Annotated in this window: 26 protein-coding genes, 1 tRNA gene and 1 other RNA gene; 18 read left to right on the top strand and 10 right to left on the bottom strand. The window is 47.1% G+C overall.

The annotated features are described in order from the left end of the window. Window positions 1-30: 30 nt before the first annotated feature. Window positions 31-2,814 (bottom strand): DNA polymerase I, encoded by a 2,784-nt coding sequence (gene polA / locus D8Y20_RS06835; RefSeq protein ID WP_121542295.1) that lies wholly within the window; start codon window positions 2,812-2,814, stop codon window positions 31-33. Between the two features lie 260 nt (window positions 2,815-3,074). On the opposite strand from polA, the gene phnF reads away from it, so the two are divergent. The 16 genes from phnF (at window position 3,075) to D8Y20_RS06915 (ending at window position 16,504) form a co-directional block, all read left to right on the top strand. Beyond that, on the top strand, window positions 3,075-3,830 hold the full coding sequence (phnF, locus tag D8Y20_RS06840; RefSeq protein ID WP_121542296.1) for a phosphonate metabolism transcriptional regulator PhnF: 756 nt from the start codon (window positions 3,075-3,077) through the stop codon (window positions 3,828-3,830). Further along, entirely contained in the window at window positions 3,817-4,683 is an 867-nt protein-coding gene (phnD, locus tag D8Y20_RS06845; RefSeq protein WP_121542297.1) for a phosphonate ABC transporter substrate-binding protein, read from the top strand. Before phnF ends, phnD begins: the two co-directional genes overlap by 14 nt. A 96-nt stretch (window positions 4,684-4,779) precedes the next feature. After that, window positions 4,780-5,559: a phosphonate ABC transporter ATP-binding protein gene (gene phnC / locus D8Y20_RS06850; protein ID WP_121542298.1), complete on the top strand. Its 780-nt coding sequence runs from the start codon at window positions 4,780-4,782 to the stop codon at window positions 5,557-5,559. Beyond that, window positions 5,531-6,346: a phosphonate ABC transporter, permease protein PhnE gene (gene phnE, locus D8Y20_RS06855; protein WP_121542299.1), complete on the top strand. Its 816-nt coding sequence runs from the start codon at window positions 5,531-5,533 to the stop codon at window positions 6,344-6,346. The genes phnC and phnE (D8Y20_RS06855) overlap by 29 nt, the downstream gene beginning before the upstream one ends. After that, window positions 6,333-7,127, top strand: coding sequence for a phosphonate ABC transporter, permease protein PhnE (phnE, locus tag D8Y20_RS06860; RefSeq protein ID WP_121542300.1), 795 nt, complete (start codon window positions 6,333-6,335; stop codon window positions 7,125-7,127). The genes phnE (D8Y20_RS06855) and phnE (D8Y20_RS06860) overlap by 14 nt, the downstream gene beginning before the upstream one ends. Window positions 7,128-7,242: 115 nt before the next feature. After that, window positions 7,243-7,731: a phosphonate C-P lyase system protein PhnG gene (gene phnG / locus D8Y20_RS06865; RefSeq protein WP_121542301.1), complete on the top strand. Its 489-nt coding sequence runs from the start codon at window positions 7,243-7,245 to the stop codon at window positions 7,729-7,731. Then, on the top strand, window positions 7,721-8,272 hold the full coding sequence (phnH, locus tag D8Y20_RS06870) for a phosphonate C-P lyase system protein PhnH (protein ID WP_201265566.1): 552 nt from the start codon (window positions 7,721-7,723) through the stop codon (window positions 8,270-8,272). Before phnG ends, phnH begins: the two co-directional genes overlap by 11 nt. Window position 8,273: 1 nt before the next feature. Next, complete coding sequence (locus D8Y20_RS06875; protein WP_121542303.1) at window positions 8,274-9,383, top strand: carbon-phosphorus lyase complex subunit PhnI; 1,110 nt, start codon at window positions 8,274-8,276, stop codon at window positions 9,381-9,383. Beyond that, window positions 9,380-10,249 carry an alpha-D-ribose 1-methylphosphonate 5-phosphate C-P-lyase PhnJ gene (locus D8Y20_RS06880; protein ID WP_121542304.1) on the top strand — a complete coding sequence of 290 codons (870 nt, stop codon included), beginning with the start codon at window positions 9,380-9,382 and terminating at the stop codon, window positions 10,247-10,249. Before D8Y20_RS06875 ends, D8Y20_RS06880 begins: the two co-directional genes overlap by 4 nt. Then, a complete protein-coding gene (locus tag D8Y20_RS06885; protein WP_201265567.1) occupies window positions 10,249-11,079 on the top strand; it encodes an ATP-binding cassette domain-containing protein in 831 nt (276 codons plus the stop codon). The genes D8Y20_RS06880 and D8Y20_RS06885 overlap by 1 nt, the downstream gene beginning before the upstream one ends. A gap of 12 nt (window positions 11,080-11,091) precedes the next feature. Then, window positions 11,092-11,811, top strand: coding sequence for a phosphonate C-P lyase system protein PhnL (phnL, locus tag D8Y20_RS06890; protein WP_121542306.1), 720 nt, complete (start codon window positions 11,092-11,094; stop codon window positions 11,809-11,811). Next, complete coding sequence (locus D8Y20_RS06895; RefSeq protein WP_121542307.1) at window positions 11,808-12,962, top strand: alpha-D-ribose 1-methylphosphonate 5-triphosphate diphosphatase; 1,155 nt, start codon at window positions 11,808-11,810, stop codon at window positions 12,960-12,962. Before phnL ends, D8Y20_RS06895 begins: the two co-directional genes overlap by 4 nt. Further along, on the top strand, window positions 12,955-13,494 hold the full coding sequence (phnN, locus tag D8Y20_RS06900; protein WP_255418411.1) for a phosphonate metabolism protein/1,5-bisphosphokinase (PRPP-forming) PhnN: 540 nt from the start codon (window positions 12,955-12,957) through the stop codon (window positions 13,492-13,494). Before D8Y20_RS06895 ends, phnN begins: the two co-directional genes overlap by 8 nt. Next, window positions 13,491-14,255: a phosphonate metabolism protein PhnP gene (gene phnP, locus D8Y20_RS06905; protein ID WP_201265568.1), complete on the top strand. Its 765-nt coding sequence runs from the start codon at window positions 13,491-13,493 to the stop codon at window positions 14,253-14,255. Before phnN ends, phnP begins: the two co-directional genes overlap by 4 nt. A 112-nt stretch (window positions 14,256-14,367) precedes the next feature. Continuing rightward, window positions 14,368-15,432, top strand: a complete 1,065-nt coding sequence (locus D8Y20_RS06910; RefSeq protein WP_121542309.1) for a hypothetical protein — start codon at window positions 14,368-14,370, stop codon at window positions 15,430-15,432. A gap of 316 nt (window positions 15,433-15,748) precedes the next feature. After that, window positions 15,749-16,504 (top strand): hypothetical protein, encoded by a 756-nt coding sequence (locus D8Y20_RS06915; RefSeq protein ID WP_201265569.1) that lies wholly within the window; start codon window positions 15,749-15,751, stop codon window positions 16,502-16,504. Window positions 16,505-16,629: 125 nt separating this feature from the next. On the opposite strand, the gene D8Y20_RS06920 is transcribed toward D8Y20_RS06915, so the two are convergent. The 6 genes from D8Y20_RS06920 to D8Y20_RS06945 form a co-directional block, all read right to left on the bottom strand. Continuing rightward, a complete protein-coding gene (locus D8Y20_RS06920; protein WP_121542310.1) occupies window positions 16,630-17,355 on the bottom strand; it encodes a hypothetical protein in 726 nt (241 codons plus the stop codon). After that, window positions 17,355-17,912, bottom strand: coding sequence for a CDP-alcohol phosphatidyltransferase family protein (locus D8Y20_RS06925; protein WP_236075315.1), 558 nt, complete (start codon window positions 17,910-17,912; stop codon window positions 17,355-17,357). Before D8Y20_RS06925 ends, D8Y20_RS06920 begins: the two co-directional genes overlap by 1 nt. A gap of 63 nt (window positions 17,913-17,975) precedes the next feature. Beyond that, on the bottom strand, window positions 17,976-18,914 hold the full coding sequence (locus tag D8Y20_RS06930) for a hypothetical protein (protein WP_236075316.1): 939 nt from the start codon (window positions 18,912-18,914) through the stop codon (window positions 17,976-17,978). A 57-nt stretch (window positions 18,915-18,971) separates the two neighbouring features. Next, entirely contained in the window at window positions 18,972-19,526 is a 555-nt protein-coding gene (locus tag D8Y20_RS06935; protein WP_121542313.1) for a ClpXP protease specificity-enhancing factor SspB, read from the bottom strand. A 57-nt stretch (window positions 19,527-19,583) separates the two neighbouring features. After that, window positions 19,584-19,965, bottom strand: an RNA gene (gene rnpB / locus D8Y20_RS06940) — RNase P RNA component class A. 124 nt (window positions 19,966-20,089) lie between these two features. Next, the gene (locus D8Y20_RS06945) at window positions 20,090-21,394 is read right to left on the bottom strand and encodes a dicarboxylate/amino acid:cation symporter (protein WP_121542314.1); all 1,305 of its coding nucleotides are present in this window, start codon (window positions 21,392-21,394) and stop codon (window positions 20,090-20,092) included. Between the two features lie 301 nt (window positions 21,395-21,695). On the opposite strand from D8Y20_RS06945, the gene D8Y20_RS06950 reads away from it, so the two are divergent. After that, window positions 21,696-21,956, top strand: coding sequence for a hypothetical protein (locus tag D8Y20_RS06950; protein ID WP_121542315.1), 261 nt, complete (start codon window positions 21,696-21,698; stop codon window positions 21,954-21,956). Further along, window positions 21,950-23,320, top strand: coding sequence for a type II toxin-antitoxin system HipA family toxin (locus D8Y20_RS06955; RefSeq protein ID WP_121542316.1), 1,371 nt, complete (start codon window positions 21,950-21,952; stop codon window positions 23,318-23,320). The genes D8Y20_RS06950 and D8Y20_RS06955 overlap by 7 nt, the downstream gene beginning before the upstream one ends. Window positions 23,321-23,532: 212 nt before the next feature. Here D8Y20_RS06955 and D8Y20_RS06960 read toward each other — a convergent pair. From D8Y20_RS06960 to D8Y20_RS13715, 3 genes are all read right to left on the bottom strand, one after another. After that, window positions 23,533-23,608 (bottom strand) — tRNA-Phe (locus D8Y20_RS06960). A 98-nt stretch (window positions 23,609-23,706) separates the two neighbouring features. Then, the gene (locus tag D8Y20_RS13710) at window positions 23,707-23,895 is read right to left on the bottom strand and encodes a hypothetical protein (RefSeq protein WP_201265570.1); all 189 of its coding nucleotides are present in this window, start codon (window positions 23,893-23,895) and stop codon (window positions 23,707-23,709) included. A gap of 6 nt (window positions 23,896-23,901) precedes the next feature. Further along, the gene (locus D8Y20_RS13715) at window positions 23,902-24,090 is read right to left on the bottom strand and encodes a YkvA family protein (RefSeq protein WP_201265571.1); all 189 of its coding nucleotides are present in this window, start codon (window positions 24,088-24,090) and stop codon (window positions 23,902-23,904) included. Between the last annotated feature and the right edge of the window lies 1 nt (window position 24,091).

The following is a 24,091-nucleotide window of genomic DNA, read 5'->3' on the forward strand; positions in this document are numbered from 1 at the left end:
CTGCTGTAAAGTGAAAGGAAAATATTCCTACTACAGCTCATGTGCTTCAAACCAGTTATCTCCCATTCCGATATCCACAGTCAACGGCACACTTAGTTGAACAGCCGATTCCATCGCTTCGCGCATGATCACAGACACCCTTTCGGCATCGGATTTCGGCGCTTCAACAATCAATTCATCATGCACCTGTAAAATAATCGCTGATGCCGGTGCCTCTGCTTGCAATCGCTTATGCAGGTGAATCATGGCGATTTTGATAATGTCGGCGGCTGAACCCTGTAGCGGTGCATTAATCGCCGTACGCTCTGCATAGGAGCGGCGCATACCGTTGCTGCTATTGATCTCCGGTACATACACACGGTGACCCAATAATGTTTCAACATAACCACGCTCTTTGGCCTTCTCCATGGTCTCATCCATAAATGCACGCACGGTAGGATAACGCGCAAAATAGGCTTCAATAAACGCTTTTGCTTCATTGCGTCCAACCCCTAACTGCTTGGCTAACCCAAACGCACTCATACCGTAGAGAATACCAAAGTTAATGATTTTTGCGCTTCGACGCTGCTCACCGGTCACATCAGCCAGATCAATATCATTCACCGCAGCAGCTGTGGCAGCATGAATATCTTTACCATCAGCGAAAGCCTTTCTCAACACATCATCATCGGAGAAATGTGCCATCAGGCGCAATTCAATCTGCGAGTAATCGGCTGCAATCAACACATGCCCCGGCTCAGCAATAAAGGCTTTACGAATTTCACGTCCTTCTATGCTGCGTATCGGAATATTCTGCAAATTGGGATCGGAGGAAGACAAACGCCCTGTAGTCGTAATGGCCTGATTATAAGAAGTGTGCACGCGGCCTGTCTTGCTATGTACCAACTTTTGCAATGCATCGGTATAGGTTGATTTTAACTTGGCCAATTGACGCACCTGCAAAATCAAACGCGGCACTTCATGTTCATCGGCAAACTTTTCCAACACCTCCTGGCCTGTCGCCCACTGACCGGATTTGGTTTTTTTGCCACCTTCGATGCCCAGCGTTTCAAACAATAACACACCCAACTGCTTTGGTGATTGGATATTAAAGGCCTGTCCAGCAGCAGCATGAATCTGTGTCTCCAGCTCAGCAATGCGCTGACCAAAAGAGACCGACAGCTTGCTCAGCAATGCAACATCAACATGCGCACCTTTCCATTCCATATCAGCCAGCACCAATGCCAACGGCAGTTCAATCGTATCATGACGATCCAAACGACGTTCATCGGTTAATTTGTCGCGTAACAGCCTGGTCAAACGCAAAGCAATTTCGGCATCTTCCGAGGCATAGGGCAGAGCCTCGGTGATATTCACCTGATCAAAACAGATCTGCTTTGCACCCTTGCCCGCCACCGCTTCAAAAGGGATGCACTGATAACCCAGATAATCTTCCGCCACGCTATCCATCTTCGGTGCATATTTGGCCGGGTAGAGGCAGTACGCCAATAACATAGAGTCGGCAGAAATGCCGGCCAGCTCAATACCGACACGACGCAATACCTGCGTATCATATTTCAGGTTATGGCCGCATTTGGCTCTGCTCTCATCTTCTAACACCGGTTTCAGCGCCGCCAGCACATCAGCCCGAGCTAGTTGTTTTGGTGCAGGCTCAAGCAGATCCATCGCCCGATGAGCAACCGGCACATAATACCCTTCACCCGGCTTCACCGAAAAAGAGAGCCCTACAATATCAGCATCATGGGTATTCAATGAGGTCGTTTCGGTATCCACGGCAATCAGTTCAGCTGTTTCCAACGTCTCTAGCAGGCTTTGAAATGACGCATCATCATTGACCAGTATATCAGTGCGCTCAGGTAGTGCTTCATGCACCACCCCATCATTCTCTTCCTGCCTGTCTTCATCCGCAGAAGCAGGAGCAGCAACGCTGTTTGTCTTTTCAATCACAGCACCGGCATCATCAACTTCGCTGAATTCAGCCAACAGGCGACGAAATTCCAGACGCTCAAACAACTCAGCCAAACGTGGACGATTCGGTAAACTTACGGCCAAATCTTCCAGCTCGACACCCACATCAACCTGCTCATCGAGCGCCACCAATTGATACGAAAGACGCGCGTTATCGGCAAATTCAATCAGATTTTCACGGCGTTTATTTTGCTTGATTTCAGGTGCATGACGCAAAACACCTTCCAGATCACCATAGGCTTCAAGCAGTTGCACCGCCGTTTTTGGCCCGATGCCCGGCACACCGGGGATGTTATCTGCTGAATCGCCTGCCAGTGCCAGCAGATCATGAATACGATCAGGACCAACACCCCATTTCTCTTTCACCTCTTCCGGGCCATAGTCTTTTTTACGCATCGTATCGAGCATCCAGATACGATCATTCACCAATTGCATCAAATCTTTGTCGGTAGAGACCATGGTCACATCCCAACCCTTTGCCTCAGCCTGTTTGGCCAGCGTTGCGATCACATCATCGGCCTCATAATCTTCAATACAAATCCGATTCAAATTAAAGCCATCAGTCACATCAAACACAGACGACCACTGCGCCGCCAGGTCTTCAGGCATGGGTGGTCGGTGTGCTTTGTATTCAGGGTAAAGGCGATTGCGAAACGTGCCTCCCTTAGGGTCAAATACGACAGCCACATGGGTAGGGCTCAGGTCTTTCATGATACTGCGCAACATCTGCACATAACCAAACACCGCATTGGTCGGCTCGCCCTTAGAATTGCTAAGATTGTGGCGCACAGCGTGAAAGGCGCGAAATACGTAATTGGGTCCATCGATCAATACTAAATGAGGCATAGCGATAATCTGCCTATCAAATCATAAGGGTCAAATTTGTTATGATGAGCGCTGGATAATTACGGAGATGCGCCCTTCTTTTTCTTCATATTTATAAACACAGTCTTTAATTCACCGTTTATTTCTCAGGTTCTCAATTACAGCATCGAATGGTGAAAAAATGCCAACCACCAAACTATTTTGATGTCGTTTTCTTGTCATGCAACTGACATAGGCTTGTCACAATAACATTACACAATGGCGGACATGGAGATATCTAGATGAGTAGAAAAGTTTTATTGAGGTCAACAGGTGATAAGGCACTTTATAGGCAAATTGCTGAACTTCTTACCTTAGAAATCCGTAAGGAAAATAAACATGGGGATTTTCTTCCTTCTGAGAGTGATATGGCTGAACGCTTTGGCGTAAACCGACACACGCTGAGAAAGGCCATTGATGTTCTTGCGATCAAAGGATTAGTTCATCGGCAACATGGACGGCGTATTGTCGTCAACGAACGCCCAGTTCAGTACGAAATCCATTCTGGCGTACAGTTTTCTAAAAACATGGAAACGCTTGGTGTTGACTGGAGTTCCGAGGTGGCTGAACTTGAATTCATCGAAGCTCCTGAAGAAGTTAGTCAAGCAATGGGCAGAGATATCGATGATATGGTTTTCATGCGAACAGTCCGTTATATCAATGAGACGCCTGCCTGCGTTTCAACCCATTACCTGACATCTGAATGCAGAAAAGCGCTTCAATCCTATGAAGGTGGCTCACTGCACGATTATCTCCAACAATCATGCGGCCTACGCCTCCGGCGAGGGTCCTGCCACGTATCGGTTGCCCTAATGGATGCTGAAGCGGCGATGTATCTCCATATGCCCATCGGCGCACCCATGCTCTGCGTCGATAGCATCAATTTCAACCGTAGCACTGGTGAAGCGGTTGAATTATCCAGATCCCTATTCAGGGGTGATTTGATAAAACTAAATATAGAAATGAGTAACCACGGAGAAGAAAATGAACAAAATTAAATTATCAATTCTCGCAGCATCATTGATGTGTTTGTTACCATCGCAACTGATGGCAAAACCACTTGTACTGGGCCTTATTCCTGCTGAAAACAATGAGGAAATGATCCGTACATTTGAACCGATGCGTCAGTACCTAGAACAGAAAACAGGTGAAAAGATCAAGGTTTATACGGCCACAAACTATGCGGGTGTGATTGAAGGCATGCGAAAGGGTCGTGTCGATATTGCATGGTTTGGTCCATTGTCTTATGTGTTGGCAGAAAAAGAAGCTGGCGCAGAAGCATTTGCGGTAGGCGTGCGTAAATCTTCAGGTAAATCAACGTACCGTTCACTGATGGTAGTACCTGGCGATTCAACCGCCCACTCTATCATGGATCTGAAAGGTAAAAGTGTTGCATTCGTTGACCCTGCATCCACATCTGGTGGTTTAGTGCCAACATATATGGTGAAAAAAGCTACCGGCATGATGCCGAAACAATTTTTTGGTAAATTTACATATGCAGGTTCTCATGATGCAGCTGAAATGGCTGTTAAAAATAAAACCGTCGATGCAGCTGCTGATAATGATATTACTTATCCGAAGTTGCTGAAGAAGGGAATGATTACCGAGCAGAGCAATCGTGTACTGGTTTATTCAGATCCTCTACCAGGTTCACCTATGGCTTACCGCAAAAATTTGAGTGAAGATCTTAAGCGTAATATTCGCGATGCGATTCTTTATGCACATTACACAATTAAGCCAACAGGTTATGGCGATCTATCTAAATATGAACAGGCTGCTCCTGCTGATTATCAAACCATTCGCGACCTAGTGAAACAGCTTGGCCTGACCCGTAATGATATCCTGAAATAAATACGAATGAGATTGCCGGGGCACCAATTGAGTCGGTGCCCCGGTTATTTTGTAAATCATGGATCCATATATTTACGAGAACAGAAGGAATACAGCATGGCATCTATCAAAATAAATAGCTTGGCTAAAACATATGATAACGGATTTCAGGCACTTCAATGCCTTAGTCTGGATATTGACCCAGGCAGCTTTACCGTCATTTTAGGACCCAGCGGTGCAGGGAAATCAACCTTATTGCGCACCATAAATGGATTGGAAACTGCCACATCAGGAACTGTTTGTGTGTCCAATCTTCAGGTCAATAAACAGAACCTGAAATCTATCAGAGAACATGTAGCCATGGTGTTTCAGCAATTTAACCTGGTAAGCCGTCTCAGTGTGATGACCAATGTATTAACCGGACGACTGGCTAAACGCCATTCTCTGCTCAGTTTATTATATCTGTTTCCCAAAGAAGATTATGCCATAGCACTCAAGGCACTTGAGCGGGTAGGTCTGGAAGAAAAGGTCTGGCATCGCGCCGATAAACTTTCTGGGGGGCAGCAACAGCGCGTAGGTATTGCCAGAGCATTAGCTCAGGAGCCGTTAGCCATTATTGCTGATGAACCGGTCGCAAGCCTCGACCCGCGAAGCAGTAAAGAAGTGCTTACCCTGCTCAGGGATATTTGCCGTGAGATGAATATCACGGTGGTAGCCAGCCTTCATCAGGTTGATTTTGCCCGCGAATATGCTGATCGAATTATTGGCATGAATGCAGGGCGTATTGTGTTTGACGGCCCACCCAGTGCATTCACCAGTAGTCAGGAAATAAGTCTCTATCAACATGAGACAATGGAGGTGAAAGAAGATGCAAAAATGGCACTGGCCTACGCCTAACGGGCTACCCCCATTTCACATTAGCATAGTGGTTATCTGTAGCATTCTGCTCTTGGCATTAAGTGCTTCCATGGTTGAAATATCATATAATCGTATTGTGAATGGTTGGCGTCCTATGGTGGATTTTCTCGGCCACTTATTAGTTACACCCGACTGGAGCTATCTAGGACAACTCGGGGCCAAAATGTTGGAGACGGTTGAAATGACCGTGCTTGCTACAGCAATCGCAACAATAGTCTCCGTGCCTGTTGGCATTCTGGCGGCGGAGAATGCCAGCCCCCACCCTTTTGTGTATCGCATCATGCGGGAGGTTCTGAGCTTTGCCAGAGCCTTACCGGAACTGGTTTGGGCGCTGGTATTTGTATCTGCCGTGGGTCTTGGCCCTTTGCCCGGCGTGATGGCGTTGGCCTTTGTGACGGTTGGATTTATGGCTAAATTCATTGCAGAAAGCATCGAAGTGGTGGGTAAAGGCGCAGTCGAAGGCATCCAGTCCACGGGTGGAGGGCGCCTTCAGACCATTATGTTTGCCATAATGCCACAGGCGTTGCCGGATTTTGCCGGAACGCTGCTCTATATCCTGGATCATAATCTGCGTGCGGCAGCCATACTCGGCCTGGTTGGAGCGGGTGGAATTGGCTATGACATGGTCATTTCCATGCGTATGTTTGAATATGATCGCATTATCATGATCGCCATCTCTATTTATTTGATCGTGACGCTGCTGGACCGCTTATCCGATAAACTGAGGAAACGTATTATCCATGGTAAAGTCAATGTTATCCGCTAATCACGCCATGGCCGGGCTTGAAGGCAGGCCGCGCAATCTGTTCCCGGTCTGGTTGTCGCTGATCCTTATCGTGCTGTGGCGAATCACGGTCGATCTGGATATTGATTTTTCCACGCTGGCCTATGGCGTCAGCGATATGGGCGAATATTTCAGCCGATACCGCACGCCTGATTTTTCCAGAATATCAACCTATCTGGAGCTTATCCTGCAAACGCTGGCGACAGCGTTCTGGGGTACAGTATTTGCCTTGATTGTATCCGTCGTATTAGCGCCACTTGCCGCCCGTAACCTCAGCCCGCACCCGCTGATCTATCGCTTGAGCAGAGAAATGCTCAACTTTATGCGCGCCATGCCGGATTTGTTGTTGGCTCTGTTGTTTGTTGCGGCGATTGGCCTTGGCCCGCTGGCGGGCATTATTGCACTGAGTATTCATACGGCCGGCTTTCTGGGTAAATTTTTTGCCGAAAGCCTGGAACGCGTGGATGGCGGTGTTTATGAAGCATTGGAAGCTGTGGGGGCAGGCTTTTTGCAAACCGTGATGTTTGCAGGCTGGCCATCCATTAACCGCGAGTTTGTAGGTTACACGCTGTATATTATGGATCGAAACGTACGAGCAGCCAGCGTGTTGGGGCTGGTCGGAGCCGGTGGCATAGGGCTCGAACTGAACGAAGCATTGGCGCTGTTTCGTTATGATCGTGCATCTGCAATCATGATTCTTATCATCACAGTCATTATCGTTATCGATCATTTATCGTCATATCTGCGTAAAAAATTAAATTGAAAGCGTTGGTTATTAACTTATTCAATCGAACCCTGAGTCGATAAGCGGATGCATGGATTTCTATTGACTGCACGCTTCTTGTTGCTTTCCCGAAATAAAAACAAAGAGAGGACGCATGACAAACATTGCGATGGGGATATCACCCTCCGAACGATCAAGCAATCTGGAGACACTGATGAAAGTGTCGAAAGAAAAATTAAAACTGGCGGTAAAGCAACTGACTGATGACTGGCAGATTCAGCCTGTCGCCCTGCCTCAAGCCGGGCTTGGCCTGCTAAAACTCGAAGACGGTGCTTTTCATGAGCCGTTTTATCTGGGTGAATTTCCGGTTACAACCGCGCATCTGTCGATCACGTTGCCTGATGGTGAGTCCGTCGAAGGAGCGGCAGTCATGATGAGTGACGATATTTTGCACGTTGAGTCACTGGCCATGTGCGATGCTATTTTAACACATGAACTTTCAGGTTGTGAGACTATCCGTGAACTGCTTGTGGAGGGTCGGGCGCTGCAACAGCAGGAAACCAATAAGCGACATGCCATGCTAGCTAAAACGAGAGTGGATTTTTCATTGCTCGGTGATGCAGGAGATGAAAATGAAGATTGATGCGATATGGCAGCCTGACAAACAGCAACAAATGTTTCGCGTGCTCCTGGAAGCGATGTCCCGTCCGGGAAGCATTCAGTCACTTCCGGCAGCCTTGCAAAGCAGCATGGCTGACAAGGCATTACTGGCGACGTTGCTAGATGGCGAAGTCTCCATGTGTGACAGACATGCGTTGTTAACGACATCGGACTGGCCATTATTGCAAGCCAGGCAAGCTGATGCTGAACAGGCTGATTATATTCTCTGTGATGGCGCACAAGCACCTGATTTCGAGCCGCGCCTGGGTACGCTTTCATGCCCAGATGAGTCGGCTACGCTGATTATCAAAGTACGTTCTCTATACGGAGGCGATATGGGATTGAAACTAGAAGGCCCCGGTATCGAGGCGTCTACCCGAGTGGTAATCGATGGCTTGCATCCAGACTGGCTAAAAACTCGCCAAGATTGGGTCTGTTCTTTCCCGCTCGGTGTTGACTGTCTGTTCGTGGATGAGAGCCATGTTATTGGTTTGCCACGCACGACTATCGTGGAGGTGTGCTGATATGGGTTATGTTGCCATTAAAGGCGGTGGTAAAGCCATCGAAGCGGCGGAATCGTTACTGGATTTTCAACGAGCGGAGCAAGGTGCAGATGCATTGCCTTTAGATACCGATTCGATTGAACATCAATTGCGCAATCTGACCAGCCGAGTGATATCCGAAGGCGGTTTATACCATCCAAAACTCGCTGCACTGGCCATTAAACAGTGTATGGGCGATTCACTTGAAGCTGCCTTTACGCTACGAGCTTATCGCTCTACGCGCCCACGCCTGCTCGAAACCGCGATTCATAATAGTTCGGGAATGCGTGTTACCCGCCGTATATCAGCAGCTTTTAAAGATATTCCCGGTGGCCAGATGTTAGGCGCAACAACCGACTATTATTTGAGATTGTTGCGCATGAACCTACTGGATGAAAGCCCTGAACAGTTCCAAAAAGTGGCATCTAACTGGTTTAAAGATATGCCGAAAGATGCCGTTCCAGAGACCTTTCCCAAGGTGGTGGATGCGCTTAGAGCCGAAGGCTTGCTGCCGCCTGTAAACAGAGATCCCAAAAGCGATGCCTTTGATATTACCCGTGACCCTTTGGTCTTTCCTGTGCCCAGGTCAGCCGCGTTGGCAACAATGGCACGCGCTGAACAGGGCGGTTTGCTCACGATCGCGTATTCCAATATGCGTGGTTACGGCGATGTGCATCCCACGGTGGCAGAGCTGAGAGTCGGTTATCTGCCCGTCTTTTTACCGCATCCAATCACCGGTGAACCGATTGAAATCGGTGAGGTGTTGATGACGGAATGCGAAGTGGTGGCGATGTACGAAAGCAGTGATGAAGGCAGCAAGCCCGTATTTACGCTCGGCTACGGTGCCTGTTTTGGACATAATGAGGTGAAGGCTATCTCCATGGCTATTCTTGATCGAGCCTTACAAAAAGGTGCGATGGATGGCCCGCAGAATCCATCGGAAGATGCTGAATTTGTTTTACTGCATATTGATGGAATTGATTCAATGGGGTTTTGCACCCACTACAAGATGCCGCACTACGTTACCTTTCAATCGGATATGGATCGTTTGCGCACTACCCAGAGCAAACGGCAAAGTGGGGATCAGGCATGAGTGCATCTGTAGGTTATAACTTTGGCTTTATGGATGAATATGCCAAAAAAGAAATTCGCCGCACTGTTCTTAAAGCAGTTGCGATCCCCGGTTATCAGGTACCCTACTCCAGTCGTGAAATGCCGATGGGGCGCGGATTTGGCACAGGCGGACTGCAACTGACGTTATCGTTGATTGGCGTGGGCGATAACCTGAAGGTGATCGATCAGGGTTCGGATGATTCTGTGAATGCGGTGAATCTGCGCAGTTTTATCGAAATGACCTGCCCCGGCATTGATACTACAACCAGCGTTGATGAAGCAAATCTGATTCAGTCACGTCACCGTATTCCGGAAAAACCGCTACGGGATGATCAGGTAATTGTGATGCAAGTGCCTTATCCTGATCCACTGGTGATTGTTGAACCATCGGAAGATAGGCGCAAAATTCAGCACGGCGAGGGCAACTATTCAAAGCTGCTGGTGAAACTGTATGAGGATATTGTCCAGTTTGATGAAATCACCATATCGCATCGTTACCCAACCTGTATCAATAACCATTATGTGCTCGATCCCTCACCGATTCCACGTTGGGATGTTCCAAAAATGCATCAGTCTAGGGCGTTAATTCTATTTGGCGCAGGGCGAGAGAAAAAAATCTATGCCGTCCCACCTTACAGCAAAGCTGAGCCGCTGGTGTTTGATGACGTGCCATTCCGAATCGAAGATTTCCGTGATGAACATAGCGTTCGTCGTCCGTGTGCCCGGTGTGGATGCACATCCAGTTTTCTTGATGAATTTATCGATTCGGAAAATGGTGAGAAAGTTTATCAATGCTCTGATTCTGACTGGTGCGATGAACAGTTAGCGCAGCAGGGAGAATGCTGATGAAAAAAGTTCTTGAAGTAGACGGCTTGTCCAAAATCTATGGCAAGGGTTGCTCTCAATGTGCGCAGCTAACAGGGCCTGATTGCGATACGAATATCTGTCCGCAGTGCGGTAGTGTCGTTGCCGCACATGACCTCTCGTTTGATCTGTATGAGGGCGAAATTTTAGGCATCATTGGTGAATCGGGTTCAGGTAAATCAACCGCAGTAAAAACGCTCTATTTTGATGAGGAGCCAACAGCAGGTAGCGCAACCTTTTATGATGGCCAAACAAAGCATGATCTGTTTGAACTTAACAAAGCTCAGCAACGCCACCTAGCCAATCATCGTTTTGGCATGGTCTATCAGAATCCGCATCTCGGCCTGAATTTTGGTATCTCTGCCGGTGGAAATATCGCCGAGCGCCTGCTGATGTCGGGTGAACGCAGCTATAGCACGATCAGGGCGCGAGCCACTGCATTACTTACGCGCACGGAAGTGTTGCCTGAACGCATGGATGAATTACCCAAAAATTTCTCAGGAGGCATGCAGCAGCGTGTACAGATTGCCAAAGCACTGGCGATTGAGCCGCCGTTGTTGTTTCTTGATGAAGTCACTACCGGCCTGGATTTGTCCGTGCAGGCATCCATTCTCGATCTGATACTGGAAATTCAGCAAGAACTGAAAACATCGATGGTCGTTGTAACGCATGACCTGGGTGTGATTCGTCTGCTGGCAGGTCGAACTATGGTCATGAAATACGGACGCATTATTGAATCAGGACTGACTGATCAGATTCTGGAAGATCCCCAGCACGCATATACACAGCGGCTGGTGGCGTCCTCTTTATAAAAGGGAGCAATCATGCAAAAACCTATTTTAAAACTTGAGGGCTTTTCAAAGCACTTCCTTTTACATGAACAGGATAAAGTCATCCCCTCCTCGCATGGCGTAAATCTGGAAGCCTATGCAGGTAAGCTCACAGCCCTGATCGGTCCGACCGGTGCAGGCAAGTCCTCGGTGCTTAACGGCGTTTATCGCACTTATTTACCCAGCAGTGGAAGCATTCTTTATAAGACAAAGGATGAACGCTGTGTTGATTTAGCAACGGCAGATGAACATCAGATACTTGATCTGCGTCGCCATGAGATCGGATTTGTAACACAGTTTTTACGTTTCTTGCCACGCCAGGCTACACAAGATGTGGTGGCACAACCGTTATGCCGAAAGGGTGTCAGTTATGAAGTAGCGCTATCGAGATCTCAAGAGATGTTGGCAGCGATGAATATTCCTGAACGTTTGTGGAGTGTATCGCCTGCTACGTTTTCAGGCGGTGAAAAACAGCGTGTGAATCTGGCTCGTGGTCTTATCGCAAAGCCTCGTTTGCTATTACTCGATGAACCAACGGCCAGCCTTGATCCTAAAACTACGGATGCCGTGGTTGAATTGATAAAAGACTTAAAAGCTGAAGGCAGTGCGCTGGTGGCTATTTTTCATGATCCATCGCTGGTGGAGCGAATGGCGGATGATGTGGTCGCTTTAACACCACCGCAGCAGATAGAAAAGAAATCGGAGAAAATATGAGCCAAATGTATCTAACCCATGCGCGCATTATCCTAACCAACGAAGTGCTTGAAGATGCTTCTTTATTGATTAAGGACGGTCTCATCGCAGCCATTAACCCGGACAACTGCGCTTCGGCATCTGAAATCGACCTGAAGGGAAAAACCATCATGCCAGGCATGATCGACCTGCACTGTGATGCGCTGGAAAAAGAGGTTGAGCCACGCCCCGGCGTTCATTTCCCTATGAATTTTGCCATTGCGCAGGCGGATAAACGCAACGCAGCGGCAGGTATCACCACGGTGTTTCATGCCATGGCCTTTGCCAATAATGAGTTGGGCGTGCGCAGTAATGAGATGGCTGCACAACTGGTTAGTGCCGTGCATGCATGGCAACCGCATGCATTGGTGGATAACCGGGTGCATTGCCGTTACGAAATCACAGACGTAAGTGGCATGCCTGTCCTGCAATCCTTGCTTGAAAATAAGCAAATGGATCTACTTTCCCTGATGGATCACACCCCGGGTCAGGGGCAGTTTAAAAGTATGGCCGCTTATCGCGAATATCTGAAGCGAACCTATAAAAGAAGCGAATCAGAAGTTGATGATATCCTTGAGCAGAAACAGGCAGCAGCAGAAGGTGCTTTTGAAAGAGTTGAATATTTAATTAAACTTGCTCATGCCAATGGCATCTCTGTCGCCAGCCACGATGATGATAGCTCCGAGCGTATTGACACCATGACCGCATTGAATGTGCAGATTTCAGAATTCCCTATCAATCTGGAGACCGCACGCTACGCCCGTCAACAAGGCATGAGTACCATCATGGGAGCACCTAATATTTTACGGGGTAAGAGCCAGTCTGGTTCCATGCGCGCGATTGATGGTATCCACGCAGATGTGGTGGACTGTTTATGTGCCGATTATGCACCTGCAGCATTGATTGTGGCTGTCTTCCAGATACCTGAAATATCCGAATTAAACCTCGCTGATGCCGTTCGCTTTGTTACAGCCAACCCTGCCAAGGCAGCAGGGTTGCACGATCGGGGTGAAATCGCGGTTGGTAAACGCGCCGACCTGATTGCCGTTGATTTTCCTGGCGGTCTTCCTCAAGTATCATCGGTGTGGGTGGACGGTGTTCAGGCATGCCAAAACAACTATGATCATGGCTAAGATTTACTATGTGATCGGTGCATCAGGGGCAGGCAAAGATTCGATTATGGCTTATGCTCGCCAAAAAGTGAGTGGCGATACCCCAGCTATTTTTTGCCATCGCTACATCACACGAGCTGCGGATGCAGGCGGTGAGAATCATATAGCTCTAACTGACCGCGAGTTTGAAATCAGGAAAAACCGCGGTTGTTTTGCCATGAACTGGCAAAGCCATGGCCATCAATATGGTATCGGCGTTGAAATCCATGATTGGCTTAAGGCTGATTTGAACGTTATCGTGAATGGTTCACGCGCATATTTGAATGAAGCACTCATGGCATTTCCAGAGATGATTCCCGTTCTTATCAATGTTTCAGATGACATGTTGTTTCATCGTCTCAAAGCCAGAGGAAGGGAGAGCGTGCCAGATATCAAGAGCAGGATTCAACGCTCTCAATCTCTTGAGCCTATTGTTCATTCAAATTTAATCATTATTGAAAATAATAGTGAATTGGCCACAGCCGGCGACGCGTTAGTTGAACTGATTGCATGAGTATTAAGCTTACATTCCTGGGTACCGGTGATGCTGGCGGAGTTCCTCTTTTTGGCTGTAACTGCTCCATCTGCTTGCAAATGAAAAAGGATGGAATTAGGCGCAGCCCCTGTTCAGCAGTCATCAGCTTTGGCAGTTGTTCATTTCTAATTGATGCAGGCAGAACCGATCTTCTGGCTTTATTTGACCAATATCAGTTCAAGCGCATTCTATTGACGCATTATCATGCAGACCATGTACAGGGGCTGTTTCATATTCGCTGGGGAAATCCCGCGTTAAATATCCCTGTTCATGGCCCTGTCGATGAACAGGGATGTGCTGACCTGTTGAAACACCCCGGTATTCTTGATTTCACTGATCAGATGATTCCATTTCTTTGTCGTGAATTTAATGGAATCAGTATTACCCCGGTACCTCTAAATCACTCTAAGCTTACCTTAGGTTACTGTTTTGATTACAAGGGAAAACGAGTGGCTTATCTCACAGATACGTTGGGCTTACCGTTGGAGACAGAGTCATTCCTTCTTTCCTGGCAACCAGATATTCTGATTTTAGATTGCAGCCACCCACCTGGGCATGCACATATGAGAAATCACAATGACCTTATGACAGCTTTATGCATTCACAACAAAATATCACCGGCTGAATCATGGCTTACTCATATCGGTCATGAACTCGAATTATACTGGCATGCGCAAGGGATAGAGCTCCCTTCAAATGTATTTATTGCAACCGATGGATATCAATTAACAGTAAGGTAATCACGGTCATATTCCTGTCATGCATCTGCCTTTTTCTTGTCATTTTCGTCCTTATAATCATATGTAGATATATAGATATCTGTATGAATATAACATTACAGGAGAAACAATTATGAAGAAACATATCATGCTATCTGCACTGGCTTGCATCAGTTTTGCACCGTCAGCATTTGCAGGAGTAACTGTCTTTGATGATGGCGAAAGTAAATTAAAACTGAGCGGCTTAGTTCGCGTTGATGCAATTTCCAATAAAATAACATCGGTAGCTGGTGGCATTCCAACAACCACTAAAACTCAGGGCTTCGATCTGAACAGGGCATACCTGACTGCAAAATATACCATTGATGCTGATAATATGATGAGAATCACCACCGATGTGAAATATGAATCAGCTCTTACAGGTAAGAAAAGTAACATCTTTCTTAAATATGCCTATCTTCAGAGTAAGCTGGCGGGTGATGCAGCCGTTCTTCGCTTGGGTGTATCGCATACTCCATGGGTAGATTATGAACTGGCACTCTGGAAGCACGCTTACTTCATCGATGAGCCTTCATCCACATTTGGATATGAAGCCTCTTCTGATCTTGGTATTGGTCTAAAGGGTAAGCTCGCTAATGGCATGGTGAAATACTTTGTGACTGCAGTGAACGGTAAAGGCTATGCTGATATAAAAAAATCAAATGGCATAGATTACTCAGGCCGTATTGGTCTGGAACCTATTAAAGGGCTGACTTTTGATGTGGGTTATAGAACCGGATATAAAGGAACTAAAACCAGCGCTATTGTTCCTCTCGGTAAGCAAACGCTGACTCGGGCAATGATTTCCTATGGTACTGACTCTTTCAGAATTGGTGTCGATTATATGATCAACAAAGATAAAACTGTTGCTGCGCCATTCGAAGACAAACTTATGTCAGGTTGGGGTTGGGTAAAACTGGGAGCTGGTTTTGGTCTGGTTGCACGATATGACCAGGAAAAATCCAATAAACTAGTTGCGGTTCTCGGAGATGTGGAACAAAAAACAGATCAAATTGTTGCTGGCCTCACTTACAAACGCGCAAAAAATGTGAATTTCACATTGGGTTACATGGGTAAGAAGTTTACTGGTTATAAGTATGTTCTCAATGATACGTACAAAGACACAAGGATTGGACTATGGAGCCAATTTGCTTATTAAAGTTTAATGTCCTCGTCAGATAATTAAAGGTTAGGGCACCTGCATTTCTTTCTTCTAAGATTGCTTTTAGAGAAATGCGGTGCCCTATGCCTTTATAAATTCTCACCGGAGTTACACCTTCTGCGTTTGATTTTGTAATAGTACATCCAAATCAGCCAATAGAATAAAATTTTCAAATCATTATTTTTTGTCTCATATAGATTATCATCCGAACCATGCAATTTTATACCAACTGCGCGTGCGAATCCTAATGGCATATATACTCAATATCAGATCATTTCCTTTACTCTTTTCCTTTCTTTTGCTGATCACACCGATGTCCGCAATGGCAGAACCGGAGCATGAACTCGATCAGATCGCCAAACTCATATTCCAAAATGAATGCGCTTCAAAAAACAGCTGCCTAACCTCCTGGAACGAAGGCGAGGAGTTCGCGTCCCTCGGTATCGGGCACTTTATCTGGTATCCGGGTGCATCCAACAAAACCTTCAGCGAAAGCTTTCCGGCTCTGCTGCTGTTTATGCAACAACAGGGTGAACAGCTGCCCGCATGGTTGGCGGCTCATCCTGAGCAAGCCAACCCCTGGTCGAACAGGGAGACCTTTCTAGCCGCCTATGATGGTAAAAAGATGCACGCTTTGCGTGACTTTCTGATACGCAGCAAAGCTACTCAGGCAACGTTCATGCAACAGCGCTTACGTGCCTCCTTACCGTTACTGCTCAAAGGACTCGATCAAGACGCACAACAGCATATTCGTCAGCAGTTTGAACGCGTAGCTAGCTCCCCCATGGGGATGTATGTGCTGATGGATTATGTGAATTTCAAAGGGGAAGGCACCAGCCTGAAAGAGCGTTACCAGGGTAAGGGCTGGGGCCTGCTTCAAGTCCTTCAATATATGTCGAGTGATGCGTCAGGCATTGCTACAATCAAAGCATTTGCCGATGCCGCGGACGCAATGTTGACCCGCCGCGTACACTTATCGCCTCCTGAACGTAACGAGGCCCGTTGGTTAAGCGGCTGGCGTAAACGCCTGCACACCTATGTGCATGAAGCAGAGAAACCGGCACAATGATCAGAATACCAATGCCAAACAGAGCGTAAGAGGTAAGAATTGCATCTGTTTTTGTCTTTACTTTGCGTAACTCTGCGTACTTCGCGGTGAAAATACTGAATCATGATATTAAAACACAGGATATTTTAATGCGATTGCCCTTGCCTCTGCTCAGCAATACGCATCAACTGCTGTTTCACCCATGCCGGGCCCGGTTTATGTTTTTGTTCAAAGGAGAGTGCTTCCAGCTCTTTCAACGCACTCACCAATAGATCAAGCTGACGTGGCAAATAAATCAGCATCGCCTGTAGTACCTGCTCACGAATATCCCACTGCAAATTGCCGGCGCTTGCACCCAAGATTTGCAACAGTTCATCATCAGAAGCAGGTGCGGCCATATCAACTTTTTCCATAGCCAGCAGACGCGAAGAAAGCTCCGGAGGCAGTAATCCTATATTTCCACGCCAGCCAATAACCATGGGTCGCTGCTGATCACGCCCGCGTTCAATTAAGTGAAATAACGCGTGCGCAATGGGCAAAGAAATTGCTCCCGCAGGCACATCAATCAACCAACAGTGTTGGCCGTCCAAATGCTTTTCCCACTGCTGAGCCAGTTGCCAGCTGCTGTCATGATCGGCATCGGAGTCCACATACAGCATCGCGGTAATACCATGTTCCGTGGCAAGCGTTCGCAGTAGGTGACTTTTTCCGGCAGCCCCGGCTGACGTTAACCAGACTCTGCCACCATGCACACTCCATAGAGCCAGATGATTACAGGCTGATTCAACACCGGCATGCCTTAACCATGTGCCATAATCATGGGTTATCGGCAGATCCATCTGCAAACGCAGTTGATGGTTGCTGACACCCATTATTTAGCTTCATCGGTAACAGCTTTACGCATCCATACAACCATGTACTGAAGACCGGAAATACAAGTGAATGTAAAGGTCAACAAAATCGACATCTCGAGCACATTCTGACCCGGAAACTGCCAGGCCATGTCAGATAGAACGGCCAGCACCAGCGTGATTTGCAAGAACGTTGTTACTTTGGAGGCAATGCTCGGCTGCATTTCCAGCTTATGGGTGACCATTTCATAGGCAATCGCCCCCACCACAATGATCAAATCACGAAATATAACCGCAAGAAACAGGTATAGTGGCAGATGGTCAATAAAATAGAGCGTCACGATGGTGCTGATCAACAACAATTTATCAGCCAAAGGATCCATATAGGCTCCGACCGTACTACGCTGATTAAAATAACGCGCAATAGCGCCATCCAGCATATCGGTTACGCCAGCAGCAGCCATTAAAATCAGGGCCAGCACAGCCTGATGTTCCAAAATCGCATAAATAATAAATGGCGTAATCAGAATACGCGCTAATGTCAGCAAATTGGGAATATTAAGGATTCGATCTTGCATCATTAGAAGATAAGTGTCCCGTCCTTCAAATAACTACTGACAACATATTTAAGCCAGCCAACACTACTGTACCACCCAGCCTTCAATGGTCGCTGTCAGTGTCATACCCCGGCGCGCAAACCACTGTTTCAGCCATTGATCGTCAGAGCCATTCAATTGCAAATAATATTGTTGCCCGTCTCTGTTCACCCGTCTCAATGAGAGTTCTAAAATGCGGGGGTCACGCCTAAGATCCTGCTCAAACAACACCTGATCAGCAATCGACGCCTCTTTTTGAATCGTAAGGCGCAACTCAACTTCCGGTTTCGTTAATGGCTGCATTGCCAAACCATTAGATGGATTCAATTGATCCTGGGCAACATCTAAATCTTCGCCCTCAGCTTCGGCCGCAGTGGGTTCGATATAGGCATCACGCGCTTTCAATAAGACTTCATTCATCCATGGTTTCAGCTGCCGGAGAGGATCCGCCGCAGTGAGTCTGCGTGTTTCAGTATATTCACTGAGTTTAGAGTTGCCTCGCACACTTAAACTCACCTGTTTTTCATTCAGCCAGCGCCACAACAGCACCAGCGATGCCCCTTGAGCATCGATACGGTAACCCTTTGCAGCCGCTTCATTGGCGGCGTAATCAAGCAGATCATTCGCGGTACCACCCATCGGCCGACCATGCTTATTGTACAGCTGAATCACCACATTCAGAGCGGGCTGCTCCGCAATCAATGGCAGTTCATGCTTTTTCAGGTAATTGATCACCCGCTGCTGGTGAAAGGTGATGCGAACACCGTCTTTAGTCGGGCTCGCTTTTTGCATGAAAAGCACCGCTTTCACACGTTTCGGAATCTTACTTATGGCATATTGCGGCACCATACGGCTCCACAGTTCCGGCAATGCAAGTGCTGCCGCCTCGCGCACATTGGCGTGCAACCAATTGACTTCAACATTGTGTTCTTCAGCCAGCACATCTACCTGCATTCGTGTATCAGCGGCTGCCATTGCAGGCATTTGAACAACACAGAGACAAACTACCGCGCATAGTAAGTTGGACAGTATTTTCAACATTTATTTCACCACGCGTAGATGATTTTTTTTCCGGACTTTATCTCCATCGTCCACTTTGCCTTGACCACCACCTTCAATCACGGTGATGGTGGAATTGATCGACGCATCACTGCTCAATGCATCCAATGATGCATCTTCGACACTGGAAGGCTTGGTTTTATTATCATGTAGTTCCTGCACGCCTTCATCAGACATATTACTACGCACAGCCTGCACTATCGCTTTGATCATTTCAGGCACGCTGTCATCCCATATAATGCCCTGCTCAAGCTCTCCTTCAGGCAAATATGCGGCCCAAATAGTATGCATGGGAATTTTGCACGAGAAGGTCTGCCCAGAAAATGAGAAGTCCGAGTCAATTCTGTCATCATGAATATGAATGATTTGTGGCATTCGAATATTCAACACCAGACGCAAAGCCGGATCACCACTCAAACTTTCAGGCACCAGCACGTCATCCTGAGTTGCATCCACTACAATATAGATTCGACCATGGCGATTAAAATACTCGCGCAGTTTTTTCGCCTTGGCTGCATCTGAAAAACTCAAGCTCATTTTATGCCTCTGACCTCTGTCGTTTGCCGAAGCTAACGGCATACGAGAGAATATTAAATACGGAGTGGCTCGATAAGCCGGGTTTTGTCTCTCTGTATGCCTTGCGACAAACAGAGCGATGGTCATTCATCTAGGCCTGCCATTACTGGCAGGCTCAAGCAGCCTACCCGAAAGCAAACGTGGACCACGCTTGGCGCCTTCCTATTTGGCCTTGCTGCGAGCGGGGTTTACCGTGCCCCCGTCTGTTACCAGCCGGGGCGGGGCGCTCTTACCGCACCGTTTCACCCTTACCAACGATCAACAAAGATGGTTGGCGGTCTATTCTCTGTGGCACTGTCCCAAGATCACTCTTACCGGACGTTATCCGGCGCCCTGTCCTGTGCAGCCCGGACTTTCCTCGACAGAAGAAGCCTTCTATCGCGACCATCCAAGCCACTCCGTGCGCGCAAGTGTAGGAAATTTAGCACACAAACGCACTGTACCGTTTTATTCATCATATTTTATCCACAAGCATTCAGACAAAACACCCTCGCATACCACCGTACCTTGAACAGGTAATGGCCTTACACAGGAGCACGTTTCGGCAGGTGAACATCCTTCTCATGCCCGGCATCAGCATCATGAAACACATCCATATCAATACTGTTCTCACTGCGCGCGATAATGGTTGTAACAACAGCATCGCCAGTGACATTTACACTTGTACGCACCATATCGAGCAGTCGATCAACCCCTATAATCAAGGCAATACCCTCCACCGGCAAACCAACCTGATTAAACACCATGGCCAGCATAATCAAACCAACACCGGGCACACCGGCAGTACCGATTGAAGCCAGTACCGACATGGCAATCACGGTGAGATAACCCGACAAGCCCAGCTCAATGCCATACACATTAGCGATAAATACTGTCGCTACCCCCTGCATAATGGCCGTACCATCCATATTGATGGTAGCACCAAAGGGCACCACAAAAGAGGCCGTTGAGTTATCTACACCTATCCGTTTTTCAACACATTGCAGTGTCACAGGGATCGTAGCATTGGAGCTGGAAGTGCTGAATGCAAAAATTTGAGCCGAACGCATTTTACGCAAAAATTGCATCGGGCTAACCCGGCCAAGCACCTTGAGCAGCAGCATCAATGTGCCGGTAGCATGCAGCAGCAGAATAAAAACCAACACCGCAAAATAGCCAATCATTGGCACAATCATATCTATGCCCTGCAAGGCGAATGTTTTGGCCATCAATGCGAATACACCAATCGGAGCTACGTGCATCACCACATTCACCACCTCCATCATTACACTGTTCAGGCGTTCAGACAGATCAATAATCGGTTGCCCTGCTTCTCCAATCATTAGAATACAAACAGCAAACAGAATGGTGAAAAAGATAATCTGCAACATATTGCCTTCAGCATATGCCGCCACCGGATTACTCGGCACCAGATCAATAAATACCTGACTCAATGGCGGTGCAACAGGCGCAGTAAAAGCACCGGTAGTTGCAGAAGCAAGCTCAAAACCTTCACCCGGCGCAAAAAAGGTTGCGATGGTGATGGCCAGTGTAATAGCCAACGCGGTAGTCAGCATAAACAACGCAAAGGCTTTACCACCCACACGCCCGAGCTTACTCAGATCACCAATTCCACAGACACCACAGATCAGTGAGAATGTAACCAATGGCACCACCAGCATCTTCAACATACTGATAAAGATTGCACCCACCACATGAAACAGCCCCATCACCAGATAGTCCTGCACCCATGCATTATCGCCTGCGAAATTATTAATCAGGCTACCAACCAACAGCCCGGCAACCATCCAGACCATGATCTTACTGGTCATGCTCATTTTTCCGCTCATCTCATTCCCCTAACATATCTTTGCCATTTATAAGATAAGCACCATAACCATCGAATCACTCTGAAACAAACAGAACACCGTTATTATGCTCAACAAGGAAAATATTGGCGCTTTATGATTTAAGGTGAAACTACCTATTGGCCAACGTGCAGTTAGCCAGGAAGAGTCTCGCTTTCGCGTTCTTTTTAGTTTGCCATGTTGCCGTTTAGACCTCATACCTTCTATTTTATATTTAGACCTTAAAAGATCTAAATTTACTTTAGACTCTATAAGGTCTAATATCATGTTTTGAGGTGAAGGTATGGAATATAAAATCGCTATTGCAAAACAGCTTTCGGATATCTTGAAAAGTAAAAGAAAGTCTTTGGGTTTAACGCAAACAGATATGGGGCAAAAGCTTGGCGTGTCGCAGCGTGTCTTTGCCCGCAATGAAATATCTCCTGAGAAGGTTCATTTTGAGCGAATATTACAAATATGCTCTGAATTGGATATGGACTTGATTATTCGTGAACGGAACAGGGATGAACCAAAGGCAGCCTCTCCTGAGGTTGAATCATGGTAGAGATTAAGGGCAGGCGAAAAAAGAACCAGAAGTCGCTGAATGTATGGATGAACGGCGTACTTGTTGGCACCTGGACTGTTTTCAAAACCAAGCCCCAAAAGTTTCAATATGCCAGCCAATGGCTAGAGCATCCTTCGCGCCGTATCTTGTCTTTGTCCATGCCTTTTAGGCCGCAGAACCTTCCTTATGAGGGAGATGTGGTTGAAAGCTTCTTTGATAATTTACTGCCCGATAGCGATAAGATTCGCAAAAGGATTCAGCAGAAATTTGCAGTTAGAAATAGCTCTCCATTTGAACTGTTAGCAGAAGTAGGTCGTGATTGTGTGGGAGCAATTCAACTATTGGCTGAAGGTGCGTTACCTGATGGTTGGGATACGATCAAGGCGAAGCCGCTTTCAGAGATGGAAGTGGAGAAACAATTAAAAATTGCTTCCAGTGACACCTTTCTGCGCGAAGATGCTGAAACGTTTAGAATTTCTATTGCGGGAGCTCAGGAGAAAACAGCACTGCTATGGCACGACAACCAGTGGTGCCTTCCTTTGGCGCAAACACCAACGACACATATCATGAAGCTGCCACTTGGATTGGTGGGTAATATGGATGCAGACATGAGCACATCTGTAGAAAATGAGTGGTTATGTTCAAAAATCATGGCTGCATACGGCATAGATATAGCCCATTGCGATATGGACACATTTGGTGAAACCAAAGTATTGATTGTTAAACGGTTTGATCGAAAGCTTTCGAAGGGAGGAGCTTATTGGCTACGCCTTCCTCAAGAAGACATGTGCCAGGCATCAGGTAAACCACCATCATTGAAGTATGAGAATGATGGCGGGCCAGGCATGACTGAAGTCCTTACGCTGCTGCGTGGTTCAAGCGTATCCAATCAAGATCGCAGAAGCTTTTTTAAGACGCAGCTTATCTTTTGGATGCTGGCTGCAACAGATGGGCATGCGAAGAATTTCAGTCTCTTTCATGAGGTCTCTGGTACATATAAAATGACACCAATATATGATGTGCTTTCAACCTGGCCGATTATGGGGGAGAAGCCAAATCACCTTAGCTGGCATGATGCCAAGCTAGCCATGGCGTTTCGTTCCAATAGTAATACCCACTATAAGCTCAAGGATGTATATCCCCGCCATTTCCGGGCAGCCGCTGCAAAGCTTGGACTTGCGGGGCAGATCGACTCAATTATTGAAGATATTTTGCTAGCGACGCCAACGGTAATTAGAGATGTCGGTGCCATGCTACCGGAACAGTTTCCGCTACGCGTCGCGGAAACGATATTTGCCGGATTAGAAGAATCAGCAGTAAAAATACAACGGGCTGAGTCGGCTACACGGAGAGAGAATCAATGAGTCCAGCCAATATCGTTAACAAGCTTTGAAACTACTACAGTGTGCTGCGCGATGACTTACTGGCCATCACTTCATACCTTCTTTCCACGTCAAAGTAGTCCACAAAAGAATCTTTCATAGTATTTTCAACAAATCTGATTTGCTCGACTGGAGGTTTTTTTACTTCGAAAACAAAAAAGGATCTGCGTTTCCGCAAATCCTTTGTTTTGTAGTGGTGGGCAGAGAGGGAATCGAACCCCCGACACGTGGATTTTCAGTCCACTGCTCTACCGACTGAGCTATCTGCCCTCAGACGTCCCTTTTGGGAGGCCGGATTATGGTTCAAACTTCTTCAGATGCAAGTACGAATTATCACATTGATAAAATCGCTACTGTTAACAGTTCAACTACGACAACCATCCCATAATCAGACGGGCAAGCACTGCTGCAACCAACAGCCAGATGATGATGATGATCGCAGCAGCAGTTTTTTTATATGGAGAATCAATCGCCATCTCTTCATCGGCTTGTTTCAAGCACTCCTGCCATACCTCGGCGGGGATCAATTTAATGACCAGTGCAATGCCAAGCGGCAATAGTAGTTAATCATCAAGATATCCGATGACCGGGATAAAATCCGGAATCAGATCAATCGGACTAAGCACATAAGCAATCATGGCAACGATCAACAACTTTGCCAAAGGTGATACCCCGGCATGGCGAGAAGCCAAGTAGAGCGCACAGGTTTGCCGCTTTAATGCACGCATCCATATTTTAACCTGTTGACGCATA

The sequence above is a fragment of the Mariprofundus sp. EBB-1 genome (assembly GCF_003665155.1).
Lineage (GTDB): Bacteria > Pseudomonadota > Zetaproteobacteria > Mariprofundales > Mariprofundaceae > Mariprofundus.

Bases quoted from the DNA above. Each gene is read 5' to 3' on its own strand.
- polA (WP_121542295.1), bottom strand. From the start codon at position 2,814: ATGCCTCATTTAGTATTGATCGATGGACCCAATTACGTATTTCGCGCC.
- phnF (WP_121542296.1), top strand. From the start codon at position 3,075: ATGAGTAGAAAAGTTTTATTGAGGTCAACAGGTGATAAGGCACTTTAT.
- phnD (WP_121542297.1), top strand. From the start codon at position 3,817: ATGAACAAAATTAAATTATCAATTCTCGCAGCATCATTGATGTGTTTG.
- phnC (WP_121542298.1), top strand. From the start codon at position 4,780: ATGGCATCTATCAAAATAAATAGCTTGGCTAAAACATATGATAACGGA.
- phnE (WP_121542299.1), top strand. From the start codon at position 5,531: ATGCAAAAATGGCACTGGCCTACGCCTAACGGGCTACCCCCATTTCAC.
- phnE (WP_121542300.1), top strand. From the start codon at position 6,333: ATGTTATCCGCTAATCACGCCATGGCCGGGCTTGAAGGCAGGCCGCGC.
- phnG (WP_121542301.1), top strand. From the start codon at position 7,243: ATGACAAACATTGCGATGGGGATATCACCCTCCGAACGATCAAGCAAT.
- phnH (WP_201265566.1), top strand. From the start codon at position 7,721: ATGAAGATTGATGCGATATGGCAGCCTGACAAACAGCAACAAATGTTT.
- D8Y20_RS06875 (WP_121542303.1), top strand. From the start codon at position 8,274: ATGGGTTATGTTGCCATTAAAGGCGGTGGTAAAGCCATCGAAGCGGCG.
- D8Y20_RS06880 (WP_121542304.1), top strand. From the start codon at position 9,380: ATGAGTGCATCTGTAGGTTATAACTTTGGCTTTATGGATGAATATGCC.
- D8Y20_RS06885 (WP_201265567.1), top strand. From the start codon at position 10,249: ATGAAAAAAGTTCTTGAAGTAGACGGCTTGTCCAAAATCTATGGCAAG.
- phnL (WP_121542306.1), top strand. From the start codon at position 11,092: ATGCAAAAACCTATTTTAAAACTTGAGGGCTTTTCAAAGCACTTCCTT.
- D8Y20_RS06895 (WP_121542307.1), top strand. From the start codon at position 11,808: ATGAGCCAAATGTATCTAACCCATGCGCGCATTATCCTAACCAACGAA.
- phnN (WP_255418411.1), top strand. From the start codon at position 12,955: ATGGCTAAGATTTACTATGTGATCGGTGCATCAGGGGCAGGCAAAGAT.
- phnP (WP_201265568.1), top strand. From the start codon at position 13,491: ATGAGTATTAAGCTTACATTCCTGGGTACCGGTGATGCTGGCGGAGTT.
- D8Y20_RS06910 (WP_121542309.1), top strand. From the start codon at position 14,368: ATGAAGAAACATATCATGCTATCTGCACTGGCTTGCATCAGTTTTGCA.
- D8Y20_RS06915 (WP_201265569.1), top strand. From the start codon at position 15,749: ATGTCCGCAATGGCAGAACCGGAGCATGAACTCGATCAGATCGCCAAA.
- D8Y20_RS06920 (WP_121542310.1), bottom strand. From the start codon at position 17,355: ATGGGTGTCAGCAACCATCAACTGCGTTTGCAGATGGATCTGCCGATA.
- D8Y20_RS06925 (WP_236075315.1), bottom strand. From the start codon at position 17,912: ATGCAAGATCGAATCCTTAATATTCCCAATTTGCTGACATTAGCGCGT.
- D8Y20_RS06930 (WP_236075316.1), bottom strand. From the start codon at position 18,914: ATGCCTGCAATGGCAGCCGCTGATACACGAATGCAGGTAGATGTGCTG.
- D8Y20_RS06935 (WP_121542313.1), bottom strand. From the start codon at position 19,526: ATGAGCTTGAGTTTTTCAGATGCAGCCAAGGCGAAAAAACTGCGCGAG.
- D8Y20_RS06945 (WP_121542314.1), bottom strand. From the start codon at position 21,394: ATGAGCGGAAAAATGAGCATGACCAGTAAGATCATGGTCTGGATGGTT.
- D8Y20_RS06950 (WP_121542315.1), top strand. From the start codon at position 21,696: ATGGAATATAAAATCGCTATTGCAAAACAGCTTTCGGATATCTTGAAA.
- D8Y20_RS06955 (WP_121542316.1), top strand. From the start codon at position 21,950: ATGGTAGAGATTAAGGGCAGGCGAAAAAAGAACCAGAAGTCGCTGAAT.
- D8Y20_RS13715 (WP_201265571.1), bottom strand. From the start codon at position 24,090: ATGCGTCAACAGGTTAAAATATGGATGCGTGCATTAAAGCGGCAAACC.